14 protein-coding genes are annotated in these 15,871 nt (G+C 64.0%); 3 read left to right on the top strand and 11 right to left on the bottom strand.

The window, feature by feature from the left end:
- Nucleotides 1-39 precede the first annotated feature (39 nt).
- From C5L14_RS12440 to uxaC, 6 genes are all read right to left on the bottom strand, one after another.
- On the bottom strand, nt 40-1,116 hold the full coding sequence (locus C5L14_RS12440; protein WP_105862352.1) for a Gfo/Idh/MocA family protein: 1,077 nt from the start codon (nt 1,114-1,116) through the stop codon (nt 40-42).
- Nucleotides 1,116-2,126: a Gfo/Idh/MocA family protein gene (locus C5L14_RS12435; protein ID WP_105862351.1), complete on the bottom strand. Its 1,011-nt coding sequence runs from the start codon at nt 2,124-2,126 to the stop codon at nt 1,116-1,118. Before C5L14_RS12435 ends, C5L14_RS12440 begins: the two co-directional genes overlap by 1 nt.
- A 117-nt stretch (nt 2,127-2,243) precedes the next feature.
- Nucleotides 2,244-3,113: a carbohydrate ABC transporter permease gene (locus C5L14_RS12430; protein WP_105862350.1), complete on the bottom strand. Its 870-nt coding sequence runs from the start codon at nt 3,111-3,113 to the stop codon at nt 2,244-2,246.
- Nucleotides 3,103-4,035: a carbohydrate ABC transporter permease gene (locus C5L14_RS12425; protein WP_245443364.1), complete on the bottom strand. Its 933-nt coding sequence runs from the start codon at nt 4,033-4,035 to the stop codon at nt 3,103-3,105. Before C5L14_RS12425 ends, C5L14_RS12430 begins: the two co-directional genes overlap by 11 nt.
- A 5-nt stretch (nt 4,036-4,040) precedes the next feature.
- Nucleotides 4,041-5,324, bottom strand: a complete 1,284-nt coding sequence (locus tag C5L14_RS12420; RefSeq protein ID WP_245443363.1) for an ABC transporter substrate-binding protein — start codon at nt 5,322-5,324, stop codon at nt 4,041-4,043.
- A gap of 129 nt (nt 5,325-5,453) precedes the next feature.
- Nucleotides 5,454-6,854 (bottom strand): glucuronate isomerase, encoded by a 1,401-nt coding sequence (gene uxaC / locus C5L14_RS12415; RefSeq protein ID WP_105862348.1) that lies wholly within the window; start codon nt 6,852-6,854, stop codon nt 5,454-5,456.
- A gap of 118 nt (nt 6,855-6,972) precedes the next feature.
- On the opposite strand from uxaC, the gene C5L14_RS12410 reads away from it, so the two are divergent.
- Together C5L14_RS12410 and C5L14_RS12405 are read left to right on the top strand one after the other, a co-directional pair.
- On the top strand, nt 6,973-7,713 hold the full coding sequence (locus C5L14_RS12410; protein ID WP_105862347.1) for a GntR family transcriptional regulator: 741 nt from the start codon (nt 6,973-6,975) through the stop codon (nt 7,711-7,713).
- Between the two features lie 70 nt (nt 7,714-7,783).
- Nucleotides 7,784-9,040 carry a Gfo/Idh/MocA family protein gene (locus C5L14_RS12405; RefSeq protein WP_105862593.1) on the top strand — a complete coding sequence of 419 codons (1,257 nt, stop codon included), beginning with the start codon at nt 7,784-7,786 and terminating at the stop codon, nt 9,038-9,040.
- A 101-nt stretch (nt 9,041-9,141) separates the two neighbouring features.
- Here the strand turns inward: C5L14_RS12405 and ypfJ are convergent, their stop codons facing one another.
- Nucleotides 9,142-10,038: a KPN_02809 family neutral zinc metallopeptidase gene (gene ypfJ, locus C5L14_RS12400; RefSeq protein ID WP_105862346.1), complete on the bottom strand. Its 897-nt coding sequence runs from the start codon at nt 10,036-10,038 to the stop codon at nt 9,142-9,144.
- A 217-nt stretch (nt 10,039-10,255) separates the two neighbouring features.
- Nucleotides 10,256-11,092 carry a uracil-DNA glycosylase gene (locus C5L14_RS12395; RefSeq protein ID WP_105862592.1) on the bottom strand — a complete coding sequence of 279 codons (837 nt, stop codon included), beginning with the start codon at nt 11,090-11,092 and terminating at the stop codon, nt 10,256-10,258.
- Between the two features lie 263 nt (nt 11,093-11,355).
- Here C5L14_RS12395 and C5L14_RS12390 point away from each other — a divergent pair, with 263 nt between their 5' ends.
- A complete protein-coding gene (locus C5L14_RS12390) occupies nt 11,356-12,741 on the top strand; it encodes a cell wall hydrolase (RefSeq protein ID WP_105862345.1) in 1,386 nt (461 codons plus the stop codon).
- A gap of 116 nt (nt 12,742-12,857) precedes the next feature.
- On the opposite strand, the gene C5L14_RS12385 is transcribed toward C5L14_RS12390, so the two are convergent.
- The 3 genes from C5L14_RS12385 to C5L14_RS12375 all read right to left on the bottom strand — a co-directional run bounded on the left by C5L14_RS12385 (nt 12,858) and on the right by C5L14_RS12375 (nt 15,818).
- Entirely contained in the window at nt 12,858-13,721 is an 864-nt protein-coding gene (locus C5L14_RS12385; RefSeq protein WP_105862344.1) for an alpha/beta fold hydrolase, read from the bottom strand.
- A gap of 162 nt (nt 13,722-13,883) precedes the next feature.
- Nucleotides 13,884-14,855, bottom strand: a complete 972-nt coding sequence (locus tag C5L14_RS12380) for an aldo/keto reductase (protein WP_105862343.1) — start codon at nt 14,853-14,855, stop codon at nt 13,884-13,886.
- Between the two features lie 165 nt (nt 14,856-15,020).
- A complete protein-coding gene (locus tag C5L14_RS12375; protein WP_105862342.1) occupies nt 15,021-15,818 on the bottom strand; it encodes an SDR family NAD(P)-dependent oxidoreductase in 798 nt (265 codons plus the stop codon).
- Nucleotides 15,819-15,871 lie beyond the last annotated feature (53 nt).

The following is a 15,871-nucleotide window of genomic DNA, read 5'->3' as shown; positions in this document are numbered from 1 at the left end:
GCTCGGCCGGGGATAACGCCTTGTTCATCATGTGCTTCCTCACGCCCGATCCGGCCGCCAGCCCCGATATTTCGGATGATCCGGGCTGATCGGCAGGCTGACGTCGCTGCCGGTCTGTGCCGAATGGTAGAAGGCGGTCGCCAGTTCCAGCGCCCGGCGGGCGTCATCGATTGTGACCGGCACTGGCCCACGGCCGTGCAGGGCTTCGTGAAAGGCATCCATCTGCCCAAGGAAGCGGCGGCCGACCGGCGGCAGGTCGGCGACGAGGTCCCTGATATCGGCGGCCACGGCCTGGTTGGCCGGCAGGATCGTCCAGGGCTCGTCGCCCGGCGAATAGGCCTCGCCGCCGCTCTCGAAGGTGACGTTCTCGAAGCAGAGGCGCAGGCGGCTGATCTCGTTCTGCGAACCAAGGGTGGCGCTGGCGGCCACCAGTGCGCCGTTGGCCATTTCCCAGGAGGCGGTGACGCAATCCTCCACCTCGATGGCGTTGACCCGCGTCGTCGCCCGCGCAAACAGCCGTCGTAACGGGCCCATCAGATAGGTCATCATGTCGTGCTGGTGGATGGCATGGGTCATCAGCACGCCGCCTAGCTCGGTCTCCCATTTGCCGCGCCAATAGACGGCATAATAGTCGGGCGTGCGCTTCCAATGGGTTTCGACGGTGCCGAGATAGGGCTTGCCGGCCAGTCCCGCCTCGATGATGCGCCTGGCCTTCTGCACTCCTTCGCCGAAACGGTACTGGAAGATCGGCATCAGCATCTGGCCGCTCTGGGCCTGCGCATTGGCCAGGAGGTCTGCCTCGTGCAGCGAGCCAACCAGCGGTTTTTCGCAGACGACATGCTTGCCCGCCGCCAGGGCCCGGCTGACCAGCTCGAAATGGGTCGCGGGCGGGGTGGCGATGTCGATCACGTCGATATCGTCGCGGGCGAGGAGATCGTCGAAATGAAGGGTGCGGCTCTCGGCCGAGAATTCGTCGGCGACCGCATCGAGGCGCTCCTGATTGCGGTCGCACACGGCGGCGAGACGCCAGCGTTCCGGGCGCGGCGCATAGGCTTCGGCGATATGGGAGCGGCCGATGTTCAGCCCGACCACGGCGACGGATTTGATCTCGTCCATCACGCTATCTCCTCGGCGCGTTGCTGGGCCTTGAGAGCGAGTTCCATCGCCTTGAAGCACCGGGCCTGCGGCATGGCCGTCTCGGTCCGCTCGAAGACATCGGCGATGAACTGCCTGCCGAAGGGAAGTTCGACCGAAGAACAATCGATATGCTGCATGCCATTGCGGTCGGTCAGGAAGAGATGGTCTCCACCTGGACGACCGGCGACATCGATATATTTCCGCAGCTCGATCGTGCCTTGCGTTCCGGTGATGAAGAGCCGCCCATCGCCCCAAACCGGAAGCCCGTCCGGCGTGAACCAGTCGACGCGGATATAGCCGGTGACGCCTTCGGGCGTGCGCAGATGGACATCGCCGACATCCTGCAGGCCCGGACTGTCGGCATTGGCGCGATTGCCGACGGAGGCGGAAAGGATGTCGGCATCCTCGGCGCCGGTGAAGAACAGGAACTGCTCGAACTGGTGGGCGCCGATATCGACGAGGATGCCGCCATAGCGCTCGCGTTCGAAGAACCAGCCCGGCCGCTGCGGCTTGCGAAGGCGATGCGGGCCGAGCCCGGCCATGGTGACGATGTCGCCGATCGCGCCGGCCGCGACGAGTTTGCCCGCCTTCACGGTGGCGGGCACCTCGAAATGCTCCGAATAGAGGATCGAGAGGATGCGCCCGGTCTCGGCTTGCACCAGGCGCACGCTCTCGAGCTGGTCGAGGCTGGTCATGCCCGGCTTGTCCAGCAGCACATCCTTGCCGTGGCGCATGGCTTTGACGGCGATGTTGGCGCGATCGCCCGGAATGGCGGCGCTGACGATGACGTCGATCGCGGGATCCTCATAGAGCCTGTCCGCTTCGGTGACGCGCAGGATTTCCGGATAGGTATCGGCAAAGGCGCCTGCGAGATCGTCCTCGGCGGCGTGAAAACCGGTGCAGACCGCGCCGGCACGCCTGAGCGCGCCGATCTGGCCGTGGATATGGTCGTGATTGATGCCGATGACGGCAAATTTCAAAGGTCTCATATCGATTGTCCGCTCGGCGTTTTACTGTCAGATTAAATCACCGGAATCGAAAAATGCTTCTGTTCCCAGTGTGTTAAGTCAACGAACGTTTGGGCCTGAACGCATTTGCTTCGGATGTCAGCGTTTCATGCCTGTGGTGGCGATGCCTTCGATCAGAAGGCGCTGGAAGAACAGGAAGACCAGGAAGATCGGGATCAGCGAGAGCACCGACATGGCGAACAGGGCACCCCAATCGGAGGTGCCGCCGGCATCGACCAGGGATCTCAAGCCGAGCTGGACGGTGTAGGTGTGGATGTCGCCCAGATAGATCAGCGGGCCGAAGAAGTCCTCCCAGGTCCAGATGAAGGAGAAGATCGCGGCGGTGGCGAGCACGGGGACGGAAAGCGGCAGCACGATCTTCCAATAGATGCGCCAGGCGCTGCAGCCGTCCATCATCGCCGCCTCGTCGAGCTCACGCGGCAGGCTGCGGAAGAACTGCACCATCAGGAAGATGAAGAAGGCGTCCACCGCGAGGAATTTGGGTACGACCAGCGGCAACCAGGTGTTGACCCAGCCGATGTTGAGGAACAGCACATATTGGGGAATGAGGGTGACGTGATAGGGTAGCATCAGCGTGCCCAGCATCAGCGCGAACCAGAAGTTCCTGCCGAAGAACTGCAGCCGCGCGAAGGCGTAGGCCGTCAGCGAGGCCGCCATGACGTTGCCGATCGTCGCCAGTACCGAAATGGCGAGCGAGTTGAGGAAGAAGGTGCCGAAGCTCACCTGCAGGCCGAACCAGCCGGTTTCATAGGCGCGGATCGAGACCTGGGAGGGGATCAGCGAGGTCTGGCCGCCGAAGATGTCGTCGGCCGGCCGGACCGAGCCCGCCAGCATCCAGAGCAGCGGATAGAGCATCGCGAAGGAAGCGGCGATCAGGCCGGCATGGGTCAGGGCGGAACGCAGGACCGAGCGCTCCGGCGCGTGCACGGCGGCGGCATCAGTCGTCATAATGCACCCAATAGCGCGCGGTGAGGAAGGAGAAGGCGGTGAAGAAAGCGATGATCAGCACCAGGATCCAGGCCAGCGCCGAGGCATAGCCCATGCGGAAGAAGCCGAAGGCCTCCTGGTAGAGATAGAGCGTATAGAACAGGGTCGAGTTGATCGGACCCCCATTGCCTTCGGAGATGATGAAGGCGGGCGTGAAGGCCTTGAAGGCCTCGATGGTCTGGATGACGAAATTGAAGAACACCACCGGAGTGAGCAGCGGCAGGGTGATCTTGCAGAACTGCCGGGCCTTGGAGGCGCCGTCGAGGCTCGCGGCCTCGTACATGTCCTGCGGAATCTGGCGCAGCCCCGCCAGAAAGATGATCATGGGCGAGCCGAACTGCCATACCGAGAGCGCCACCAGCGTGTAGAGCGAATAGCGCGGATTGGAGATCCAGCTCGGCCCGTCGATGCCAACCAGCGCAAGCAGCGAATTGACGAGGCCGTCGGCCGCGAAGAGCTGGCGCCAGAGCACGGCGATCGCCACGGAAGCCCCGAGCAGCGAGGGCAGATAGAAGATGGCGCGATAGAGCGGAAGGCCCCTTATGCCGCGATTGAAAGCCATGGCCAAGGCGAGGGCGAAGATCAGCTTGAGCGGTACCGACAGCAGCACATAGGTGAAGGTCACCTTCATCGCCGCGGCGAATTTCGGATCGGCCGTGGCGATGCGCACATAATTGGCGGTGCCGACGAATTGCGGGCTCTGCAGGAGATCGTAATCGGTAAAGGACAGATAGAGCGAGGCCAGGGCCGGCCCCAGGGTCAGGCCGAGAAAGCCGATCAGCCAGGGCGCCAGGAACAGATAGCCGGCGAGATTCCGGCGCAAAGCCTGACGCAGGCGGCTTTCGGTGATTTCGCGGGGTTGGGCCAGAGTCGTCGAGGCCATGACGGTCATCCCCGTTTCAGGATCGACTCGGCTTCCGTCACGAACTGTTCGCCCCCTTGTTCCGGCGTCGACCCGAAGGCAACCTCCTGGCTGATGCGCTGCAGTACGAAGGAGATCTCGCCGGCTCCCTTGGGCGGAGACGGCGGCAGCGGCCCGACATAGGGATCGAGCTTGCCGACATAATCGACCATCTGCTTGCTGACGTCGTCGAGCGAGGCGGCCGCGAGATCGCGCATGGCGGGCGAGGCGGGCACGCCGCGTTCCACGCCGAGGATCTTGACGCCGGCCGGATCATGCACGGTGAAGTTGGCAAGCTTGACGGCAAGCTCCGGCGCCTTGGCGTCGGATGAGACCGACCACATCTGCGAGGGTTTGAGATAGTGGCCGGGTTTGCCGCCGGTCATAACGGGATAGGCCGTGATCGACAGCTTGGCCTTGCTGAGCTGCTGTGCGCCGATGAACTGGTTGGAATGCAGGAAGCTGGCAGCGGCATAGCCGAGTGCCAGCGGCGAGGTCTCCAGCGTCAGCTTGTCGAGGGCCTGGATGTCGGCGGTGACACAACCGCCGGAATCGCGCATGACGCCCCAAAGCTTGAACCAGTCGGCGGCGTCCTTGGCATCGAAGGCGAGCGCACCCTTGTCGTCGTAAAGGGCCTTGCCGCGCTGCCGCAGCCAGAGCTCGAACGCGGGCTCCAGGCCGCTGGCGTCGACGGACGCATAGAATTTCTTGCGCTTGTTGGCTTTGCCGAAGGCCTCGCATTTGCTCGCGAATTCCTCCCAGCTCGTCCCGAATTTCGGTGGCTCCACCCCGGTCTCCTGCCAGGCGGCCGCGTCATAGGCCATGGCGGAGGAATTGACCCCGAGATTGATGCCGTAGAGCTTGCCGTCGACGCTGCAGGATCCCAGATTGGTCTTGCCGAAATCGGCGATGTCGAGAAGGTTACCCAGATATTGGTCGAGCGGCACGATGGCGCCGCGGCGGGCATATTCGAACATGTAGCGGTAGTCCATCTGCACCAGGTCGGGCGCATTGCGCCCCGCGACACGGGTGGCCAGACGCGGCCAGTAGTCGCTCCAGCCGGTGAATTCGGTCTTGGTGTCGATACCGGCATTGGCAGCCCGGAAGGCGTCCACCGCCTTGTTGGTGCGGTCGGCCCGTTCCTGCGAGCCCCACCAGAACACCCTGAGCTGCTTGTCCTGCGCCCGGGCCGGGCTTCCCAGCATGACGGAAGCGGCAAACCCGCAACCGGCTCCCAGCATGGCACGACGACTGACGAGATGGGCACTCATGGCTTCCCCCTTTTCCGGTCCGCATGGTTGCTCGAAGGCCGGTTTTTTCTGCGTTCTTGTCTTTGTACTCGTGCGTTTCGATATCGATATGACGTAACGTGATATTGCGTGTCGCCACGACAGGCGAGGTCAGAGCTTGTAGGCGCGCTTGGCGAGATTGTAGGCGAGGTCGACGGCGGTCTCGGCCGCCTCCTCCTCGTCGAGGCGGTGGTCGGCCACCAGGCGGGCAAGGCAGGCGCAGTCGACGCGGCGGGCCATATCGTGCCGCGCCGGGATCGAGAGATAGGCCCTGGTATCGTCGTTGAAGCCGACCGTGTTGTAGAAACCGGCCGTCTCCGTCGCGAGTTCGCGGAAGCGTCGCATGCCTTCCGGACTGTCGAGGAACCACCAGGGCGGCCCCAGCCTGAGCACCGGATAATGCCCGGCGAGGGGCGCTAGTTCGCGGCTGAAGGCCGTCTCGTCTAAGGTGAACAGCACGATGGTGAGATCCGGTTCGTTGCCGACGGCGTCGAGTAGGGGCTTCAGTGCCTCGACATAGCTGGTTTGCCTCGGAATATCGGCGCCGACATCCGGCCCGAAACGGGTGAACAGCGCCGGGTTGTGGTTGCGGTAGGAGCCCGGGTGGATCTGCATGGTGAGCCCGTCCTCCAGGCTCATCCGCGCCATCTCGGTCAGCATTTGGGCTCGAAACAGCTCGGCATCCTCCGGCGCGGCGGGGCCGGCCAGCAGGCGGGTGAACAGGGCCTGCGCCTCCGCGCGGTCGAGATCGGCCGTGCGGGCAGTGGGGTGGCCATGATCCGTCGAGGTCGCCCCCAGCGACTTGAAAAAGGCGCGGCGTTCGCGATGGGCCGTCAGATAGCCGTCCCAGGTGGCTGGCTGCCCGGTGAGATCGAGGAGGCGGCGGACCTCCGTACGAAAATCGGCCCTGTCGGCATCGACGACCGCATCGGGACGATAGGCCGGCAGGACGCGGCCCTTCCACCCCGACGCACGGATGGCTTGATGGGCGTCCAAGGCGTCGGTGGCGCTGTCCGTGGTGGAGATCGCCTCGATGTTGAAGCGGTCATAAAGCGCGCGGGGGCGGAATTCGGGGCGCTCGAGCGCGGCGGCGATCTCGTCATAGAGACGGTCGGCATTGTCCGGTGCAAGACGCTCGGTGATACCGAAGCCGCTTTCCAGTGAATGCTCGAACCACAAACGGCTCGGCGTGCCCCGGAACAGATACCAATGCTGCGCGAACAAACGCCAGATCTTGCGGCCGTCGGTTTCGACAGCCGTCCCGTCCCGGCTGGAAATGCCAAGCGCCTCCAGCCGCACGCCCTGCGAATAGAGCATGCGGGTGATGTAGTGGTCCGGCTTGACGAACAGCGTAGCGGGGTCGGGGAAGGGCGCATCCTCGGCGTACCAGCGTGGATCGGTATGGCCGTGCGGGGAGAGGATCGGCAGGCCGGCCACCTGCCCGTAGAGACGCCGGGCGATGGTCCTGGCGTCCGGTTCGATCGGCAACAGCCTGTCTGGATGAAGTGCCATGCGGGCTCGGCCCTGTTCTGGTTGGCGTCTCCTCTTGACGCTGGCTTTAACACTAAGATACTAGTGTGTCAAAATCTGATCATCGCGATGCCGCGAGAGGTCGCATCAGGCCGGGGCCATGGAGAGCCAGGACACGAGCCATTCGCTGGAGATCCTGACGGCGCGAGGCAAGGCGGCGCAGTCCGGCGTTCGCCCGAGGCGGCCGCGCGTCACCACCGCGACCCTGATCTATGATGATTTGCGTGAGGCGATCCTCGGCATGCGCCTGGTGCCCGGCACGCCTTTGCAGGAAAAGGCGCTGACCCAGCGTTTCGGCGTAAGCAAGACGCCGGTGCGCGAGGCCCTGATCCGCCTGGCCGAGGACGGCCTGGTCGACATCTTCCCGCAATCGGGAACCTTCGTCTCGCGTGTGCCTGTGGCTGCCATTCCCGAGGCGGTGGTGATCCGTCAGTCCCTGGAGGATACCGCGGTGCGGCGCCTGATCGAGATCGCCACGGAGGCCGACATCGCCACGATCGACGCCATCCTGGCGCGCCAGCGCTTGCTTGCCGATCTCGGCGACAAGGATGCCTTCCACGAGGCCGACGAAGGCTTCCACCAGGCCATCGCCCAGATTGCCGGCTATCCCAGCATTCCGCGCCTGCTGCGCCAGATCAAGGTCCAGATGGATCGGGCACGGCGACTGACCCTGCCGGTGGCGGGCCGCATGCATCAGGTCATCGCCGAGCACAGCTTCATCCGCGATGCCATCGCCCGCCGCGATGTCGCGGTGGCCAGCAAGGCCATGAAGGCGCATCTGAGCGCCGTGGTTCCCGACATCGACCGGCTGCGGGTGCAATATCCCGATTATTTCGTCTGAGCACCCTGGAGGAAGATCCCGTTCCCGGGCGCCATCGACAGCAAGAACCGCATGAGGAAACGCTATGACGATGCAAGCGACGAGACATGAGGAGGGGCCAGAACGGCATCGGGTGGCCCTGGTCGGCACCGGCCATCGCGGTGCGGGCATGTGGGGCAAGGAACTGCTGCAAGGCTGGCGGGACCGGACCGAATTCGTGGCGATCTGCGACGTCAACGAGATGCGGGCCACGGCCGCGCGCACCGCGATCGGTACCAATGCGCCCGTCTACACCGATGTCGACGAGATGCTGGCGAGCGTAAAGCCTGAGATCGTCATCGTTTGCAGCCGCGACGACACCCACGACGAGATCATCGTCAAGGCGCTGGAGGCGGGCTGCAGGGTGATCACCGAAAAGCCGATGACCACCACGCCGGAAAAATGCCGCCGCATCCTCGAAGCCGAGGCGCGCACCGGCCGGCCCGTCGACGTGACCTTCAACTATCGCTTTGCGCCCACGGCCGCCCGCATCAAGCAGCTGCTGCGCGAGGAAGCGGTGGGCACCGTGACCTCTGTCGACTTCCATTGGTATCTCGATACCCAGCATGGCGCCGACTATTTCCGCCGCTGGCACGCCAAGGAGGCCCATTCGGGCAGCCTGTTCGTGCACAAGGCCACCCATCATTTCGATCTGCTCAACTGGTATCTGGAATCGGTGCCGCGCGAGGTCTCGGCCTTCGGTACCCAGCGCAATTACGGTCGCAACGGGCCGTTCCGCGGCGAGCGCTGCCAGACCTGCAGCCATGCCCGGGATTGCGATTTCTATTTCGACATGAGCAAGGATCCCTGGCTGACCATGCTCTATGAGGACCCGTCAGCCGAGGACGGCTATGTCCGCGACGCCTGCGTCTATCGCGAGGACATCGACATCGCCGACACCATGACCGCGATGCTGCGCTTCGAGAACGAGGTGATCGTTTCCTATTCCCTCAACACCTTCATGCCGATCGAGGGCTACCATCTGGCGTTCAACGGCACCAAGGGACGCATCGAGGTTCGCCAATATGAGCGTCAGGCCTTCGAGACGCCTGACCATGACGAGATCCTGCTGATGCGCAATTTCGGTGGTGTCGAGCGCATTCGCGTGCCGCATGCCGGGGGCGGGCATTTCGGCGGCGACGACCGCCTGCGCGACATGCTGCTGCGCCCCGGCATGACCGATCCGCTCGGCCAGCGTGCCGGCGCGCTGGCCGGCGCGATGTCGATGCTGTGCGGGGCGGCGGCCGTTGCCAGCATGAAGTCGGGCCGTCCGGTCAGGCTGGCCGAACTCGGGGGCCTGCCGGCCTGAAGGAGACGCGTCTTCGTCTTCTGCCCCCCGTCTGCATCCGGCGTGAAACCGATTGGGTTTACGCAGGGCGACCTTAACGATAAGGGAGCGGAATATCCCCCTCAGATATTGCCGGAGGTGTCGCAGGAACGGATCTGGCCGCTCTTCAGGCCGGTGACGAACCAGCGCTGGCGTTGGGCTGCCGTGCCATGGGTGAAGCTGTCGGGCACGACATAGCCCTGCATCTTCTTCTGCAGCATGTCGTCGCCGATGGCCTGCGCCGTCTGCAGCGCGCCCTCGATGTCACCCTGCTCGATGAACTTGAAATCCTGCTGCGTGCGATTGGCCCAGACGCCGGCCAGGCAATCGGCCTGCAGTTCCTGACGCACCGAGGCGCCGCCGGCGCCCGCGCCGCCCTCGCGCAGAAGGCCGAGCTCGTCCTGCACATGATGACCGACCTCATGCGCGATCACATAGGCCTGTGCGAAGGCGCAGGCGCCCTGGCCGGCCGGACAGGCATTGAAGCGGTTGCGCATCTCGTCGAAGAAGGCGGTGTCGAGATAGACCTTCTTGTCGTTCGGACAGTAGAAGGGTCCCATGGCCGACTGGGCCGTGCCGCAGGCCGAGCGCGTCACCCCGCTGAACAGCACCAGCTCGGTCGGCTGGTAGCTTTTGCCCCGAACCTGCTCCTGGAACAGTTTGGTCCAGGTATCCTCGGTCGAGCCCAGGATCTTGCGCACGAAGGTTCCCGAAGCGTCGGTGGCGCCGCCCGTCTGGCTGGAGGGGCGCGGCTGCTGTTGTTCCTGGACCTGCGGCTCGCCGCCGCTCAGGCCCTGCAGGGCGTTGAAGGCGGCTTCGGGGCCGACGAGGAAATAGAGCGCGGCCACGATGACCAGGCCGCCCAGGCCGATGCCGCCGCCCCGTCCCCCCGGAAAACCGCCGCCACCGCCGCCGAAACCGCCGCCTTCGCCGCGACGATCGTCGACATTGTCGGAGGCGCGCATATCGTCGAGTTTCATCGCCCTGTCTCCTGCTCCCCGGATGCCAGCCTTTCACCGATGTCCGGCCGGCATGGTGATTTGTACTGTGCAAGCCATACCCAATAAATATGTCTTCGCAAAGTCCGTTACAGGGGTTCTAGCCGGTGCTTACGTAGGGAAATACAGTTTTCCCGAAATGCGGTCCGACGGCGCTCGCTTCATCTTCGAAGGTGAGAGGCTGCATCGGCGCGCGGATTCAGGACATGTCTTGCTCGATTGCCGTGCGGATGGCGCGGAAATCGCGCCAGGCCAGGCGTTTCTGCACCGGCTGGCGCAGGAGATAGGCCGGGTGCAGCGTGGCGATCGCCCGGATGCGCTGGCCGGCAAGATCATAGTCCAGCCAACGCCCGCGCAGTTTCAGGATACCGTCGGTGACGCCGAGCAAGGCCTGCGCGCTGCGGGCGCCGAGGCAGACCAGGACCTTTGGGGCCACCAGCTCGATCTGGCGTTCGATGAAGGGACGGCAGATTGTGGTCTCCTGCGGGGTCGGATCGCGATTGCCGGGCGGACGCCAGGGCACCACATTGGCGATATAGGCCTTGGTGCGGTCGAGCCCGATGGCCGTGAGCATGCGGTCGAGCAATTGTCCCGAGCGGCCGACGAAAGGCCTGCCTTGAATGTCCTCGTCGCGCCCGGGGGCTTCGCCCACGAACATCACCTTGGCATCGGGCGCGCCGTCGGCAAAGACCAGGCGATTGGCCGTGGCCTTGAGGGCACAGCCGTCGAAGCGCTCGAGCAGGTCCCGCAATTCGTCCAGCGTGCGGGCACTGCGCGCCTGTTCGCGGGCCGCCAGTTCCACCGCGTCCGGCGAGGTGGTCAGCATGGTCGGCGCCGGGGAGGCCATGCGGGGCTGTGCGGCGGCAGCGGGAGCCCTGCGCGCCGCATCGGCTTCCGGCACGGAACGCATGGGAGGGGAGGCGAGGGGGGCCTGTGCGCTCTCGGCAAAACGGTCGAGCGGCTCGTCTGCGATCGCCACGTCCACGCCCATATCGGCATACCACTGCAGCAGCGCGACGATCTGTTCGGGAGGCATGGACGCGGACATCATGGCGAAAGGATAGAGCAAAGCTTCCACGGTTGGAACAGGCTGGCGGCCTCTGTTAACTCCCCATCAAGGTTAATGCATCATCAATGAGCTCATCGGCCAGGCCGACAATCTCGATACTGCCCACGAACGGTCAGTATCGAGATTGTCGGCAGAGGTTTGAAATCTTGCAGGTTCTCCATGATCACGCCACGGGCGCGATCATGGAGAACCTGCATAGGCCGTGTTGGTTGAACCTGTGAGCCTCGTCCATGCTGCTGCGCCGGCCCGTCATCATCGCCCTTTTGCTCTGCGCTGGCGCCACCAGCACGATGATGTATCGGCGCTCGACCGCCGTGCAGGCGAGCCCCGCCGTTGCCGCCAGCATGCATGGTGCCTTGCAGGGCGGCGTAGGTGTGCTGGGTGCGCGGCGCGTCTCGGTGATGCGGGCCGGTCTGTTCGCGATGCCGCAGCTCAGCCTGGCCGATATCGGTTCGGCGCCGCGGGCGGCCTTCGGCGACGGCTTCACGCTGCGCGCCATGCCAGCCAGCCTGACCCTGACGCCGAGCCAAAACGATTTCATGCCGCTTCCCGACGATGTCGGCCCGCCCAGCGCGCCGATCCGGGATGCCACCAAGAAGGGCATGACGAGCTGGCCCGAGGTCATCCGGACCGCCAAGGGGGACAGGCGGCCGGACCGGGGTGCCGGAGAGAACGTCGCCTATATGGTGCCCGGCGACCCGCATGTGCTGATGCCCAAAGTCGGCGCCAGGCCGATAGCGCGCCTGTCGCGCAAGCTCCAGCCGCCCGAAACCGCCGAGGGGCTGCAGCAATTCCAGCCGTCCCGGCTCAGCGCCATCGTCGTCACCAAGCTCGCCGAGAGGCTCTCGGTCGCCGACGCCGAACTCGGCGGACATGACGGCGCCGTCCCTCTCGATCATTCGCTGGCCCCGACCGGCGGCATGTCGCCGGCGGCGAGCCGCCCCGACCTTGCCAGCCTGACCAGCAGCACCACCCGTGCCGACGAGGCGCTGCCGGTCGAGCTCGCCATGGCCGAGCCGGGCGCTCTCCAGCCGGTGGTGGCGCTGGCGAACGTACAGCCGGTGATGACGCCGGACGACGCCCAGACCCTGCCTGAAATCGGCAGCGACGAGGGGTTGACCGATGCGCAGAAGAAATCGCGCATCGCCGGCCTGCCCGGGCTGGACGACGGCAAGGCCCGCCCGCTCGACCTGCCGCCGGCGGCATTCACCAAGGCACAGACGTGCCTGGCAACGGCGATCTATTTCGAGGCCCGCGGCGAGAGCCGGGAAGGGCAGGTGGCCGTCGCCCAGGTCATCATCAACCGCCTGCGTTCACCCTTCTATCCCAAGAATGTCTGCGACGTGGTCTATCAGGGCGCCAGCAACAAGCGCTATGGCGGCTGCCAGTTCTCCTTCGCCTGCGATCTCGTCGCCGACAAGGTCACCGAGAAGGAACCCTGGGAACAGGCTCTGGTCATCGCCGAGCGGGTGATGAACGCCAAGGACTGGATCCCCGAAGTCGGCAACGCCACGCATTATCACGCCAATTATGTCCGCCCGCGCTGGGTGCGCGACATGCGGGAGAAGGACAAGATCGGCAAGCATATCTTCTACCGCGTCAAATGGTGGGCCTAACAGCGGGAGTTCAAGAATACGAAAGCGATCGGGCTTATCGGCTTCTCGTCCCGGCAGGAGCCGATGCCGAATCCGCGATTCACTGACGAAGGCGCAAGACCGCCTGCCGAACTGCCTTAGCGCCCTCGTAAGCGTGAGAAGAACGCATCGATCTCCTGTGCCGCGCGGTCCGGGTCCTCGCGATGCGGAAAATGGCCCACGCCGGGAAACGGAGCGAGATCGAGATCGAGAAAAGTATCCTTCAGTCGATCAGTCCAGGCATAGGGAAATAATGGGTCATGCTCTGCCCAGCGCACGCATGTCGGTATCGATATAGGGGGAAGCGGCGGCGCCTCACCCTTCATCATGGCAATGCGGCCGGCATGGGAAGCACTATAGTGGGCGAAGCCGCCTTTGAGGTTGCCGGGCTTTAGGAAATTGTCGACGTAGACATCCAGCACGTCGTCATGCGCGTCTTTGCGATTCGCCCAGTGGCGCAGGAAATGGCCGATATAGGCTCGACAGCTCTCGCGCGTTGCTCCGATGAGTTCCGGCGCCATTTCCATCTGGTTGAAAGATTGATACCAAATTTCATTTAGCCGATCGGGGGCGGCCATGCGCGGCCCGATGCCGGGGTAGACGAAGTCGAAGAAAAAGAGGCCTGCGAGCCGCGCCGGCGCAAGGCGGGCAAGCGACTGCATGACAGCGCCGCCGACATCGTGCCCAATGACGCCAATCCGATCTATGCCGAGCAGGTCGATCAAGGCCAGCATGTCACCGGCGTGTCCGTCGGGACCGAATGGACCGCTGGGTTTGCCGCTATCGCCGAAACCACGCAGGTCGGGTGCGACAAGTGTGTAGCGGTCGGCGAGTCTGTGCATCACAGGCTCCCAGGCCAACCAGAATTCCGGCCATCCATGCAGCAATAGGAGCGCCGGCCCTTTGCCGGTGCGCACGACATGGAAGTGGGTTCCGCTCGCTTCGAGGGTCAGGTGCTCCATGGTTTGCCTTCCAATTCTCTCGATGGAACAGTTGCCATCCCCGACATATATGATGGGTGCCCGTGGTGGGGGACGCCCTTGAGCCGGTCCGGAACCGAGAATAGCTGTAACTCGACGCGTGTATGACAGAAGCCTGCCCGGCCGATTTCGGCTATCGGATGCCTACCATCGCGCCGGTATCTTTCGGGCGTTGAGGGGCGCTTCAAGCAAACCGACTTCGTCATCGGAAAGGACAAGTTGAAGAGCGCCCAGCGCATCGGAAAGGTGATGAGGCTTTGACAGGCCTAGGATCGGCGCGGTTATGCCTTGTCTGGAAAGAACCCATGCCAGAGCGATCCGCGCAGGCGGAAGGCCGCGGGTGTCTGCTACCTTCTCCACCGCGGCGATGGTCTCGCTGACCTCCTTGCGTCCGTCGTACCATTGCGTGACTTGCTCGTCGGTTCCGGCCCGTAATGTCTCTGCCCGACGTGATCCCGCCAGAAGGCCGCGACCAAGCGGCGACCATGGCGTCAAGCCAATTCCCTCCTCCTGGCAGAGCGGGATCAGCTCCTGCTTATCCTCGCGGGTCATCAGATTGTATTGGCTCTGCATGGTTATGAAGGAGGCCAGCCGGTTGTACCGCTGAAACGCCAGGAACTTCATGAATTGCCAGGCATGCATCGACGACGCGCCGAGATAGCGGATCTTGCCGACGCGCACCGCCGTATCCAGCGCTTCCGCCGTTTCTTCGATCGGGGTATGCGGATCGAAGCGGTGAATGACGAAGATATCGATGAAATCCGTGTTCAAACGCTGGAGAGAGGCGTCGATGCTGGCCAGAATATGTTTGCGAGACAGGCCGCGATCATTTGCGCCACCTCCCGTGGGAAAATAGGCTTTCGTTGCGATCACCGCATCGTCACGGCGGCCGAAATCCTTGATGGCTCGGCCGAGAATACGCTCGCTTTCCCCGGCCGAGTAGATATTGGCAGTGTCGAAGAGATTGATTCCGGCTTCCAGCGCATCCCGTATGAAAGGGCGCGCTTCGTCTTCCCGCAAAACCCACGGTCTCCACGTTGGATCGCCATAGGTCATGCAGCCGAGACATAAGCGGGAGACTTTGAGGCCACTGCGGCCAAGTCGAATGTACTCCATGCGTTTTCCTTTTGGCGTCCGTCAGCTACACGAAGGATTGGAAGCGGCGCGGAGCCAGATCACGCGGGCACCGGGCATCACAGTTCAGGCGAAACAGCTTGCAGCGTGAGGCTGGCAACCCGGATCATGGCTGCGTCTGCAAAACGGAGCCTGATCGAAGCGGCGTCAGCGCATACCGGCAATCGTGTAGCCGCCGTCGACCAACAGCGATTGCCCTGTCACGAAGCGCGCCTCGTCGGTGCAAAGCCACATCGCTACATCGCCAATGTCAGCCGGCCGGCCAAGACGCTTGGCGGGCGTGAAATCGATCCAGGGCTTGGCGGTTTCATCATTCACGAAACGGCGCAGCATCGGAGTATCGATGATCCCCGGATTCACATTGTTGATTCGAATGTTCCGCTCCGCCACCTCGAGGGCAACTGCCCGGATCATCGCGTCGAGTGCGCCCTTGCTGGCCGAGTAGACCGAGGAGCCGGCGAGCGCGCCTTTGGCCAGCCAAGACGAGGTGTTGACGATCGCGCCGCCCGTGCCGTGCTGCAACATGGCGGCGACCTGGTGCTTTACCGCCAGCCAGACGCCCTTCAGATTGGTGGCGATCACCTGGTCGAAATCCTCTTCCGACAGGTCGGTGATCGGCGCGAAGACGCCTTCTATCCCGGCATTGTTGAAGGCGCAGTCGAGGCGTCCAAAATGTCGAACCGTATTTGCGATCAATGCCTCGATATCGCCGCTTCGTGAAACATCGGTGGGTATAGCCAGAGCTTTTACGCCTTCCGCCTCCAGTGCGCCGGCAGTTTCCTCGATTTCCCTCACGCGGCGGCCCGCCACCACGACATTGGCGCCCTCGCGAGCAAAGGCCAGCGCGGCGGCTCGGCCGATACCGCTTCCGGCGCCGGTAACAATGGCTACGCGTCCTTGAAGACGGCGGGTTTCAGGAGAGGGCTCTTGAGTAATTTCCGGCATTTTGAGGTCTCATGGAAGAAGGATGCCCAGTTCGCGGCTACATCACGAACGCG

It is taken from the genome of Labrys okinawensis, assembly GCF_002982075.1.
GTDB classification, from domain to species: domain Bacteria; phylum Pseudomonadota; class Alphaproteobacteria; order Rhizobiales; family Labraceae; genus Labrys; species Labrys okinawensis_A.
The sequence above is the reverse complement of the archived record's forward strand: the minus strand, read 5'-3'. Positions and strand labels throughout refer to the sequence as shown.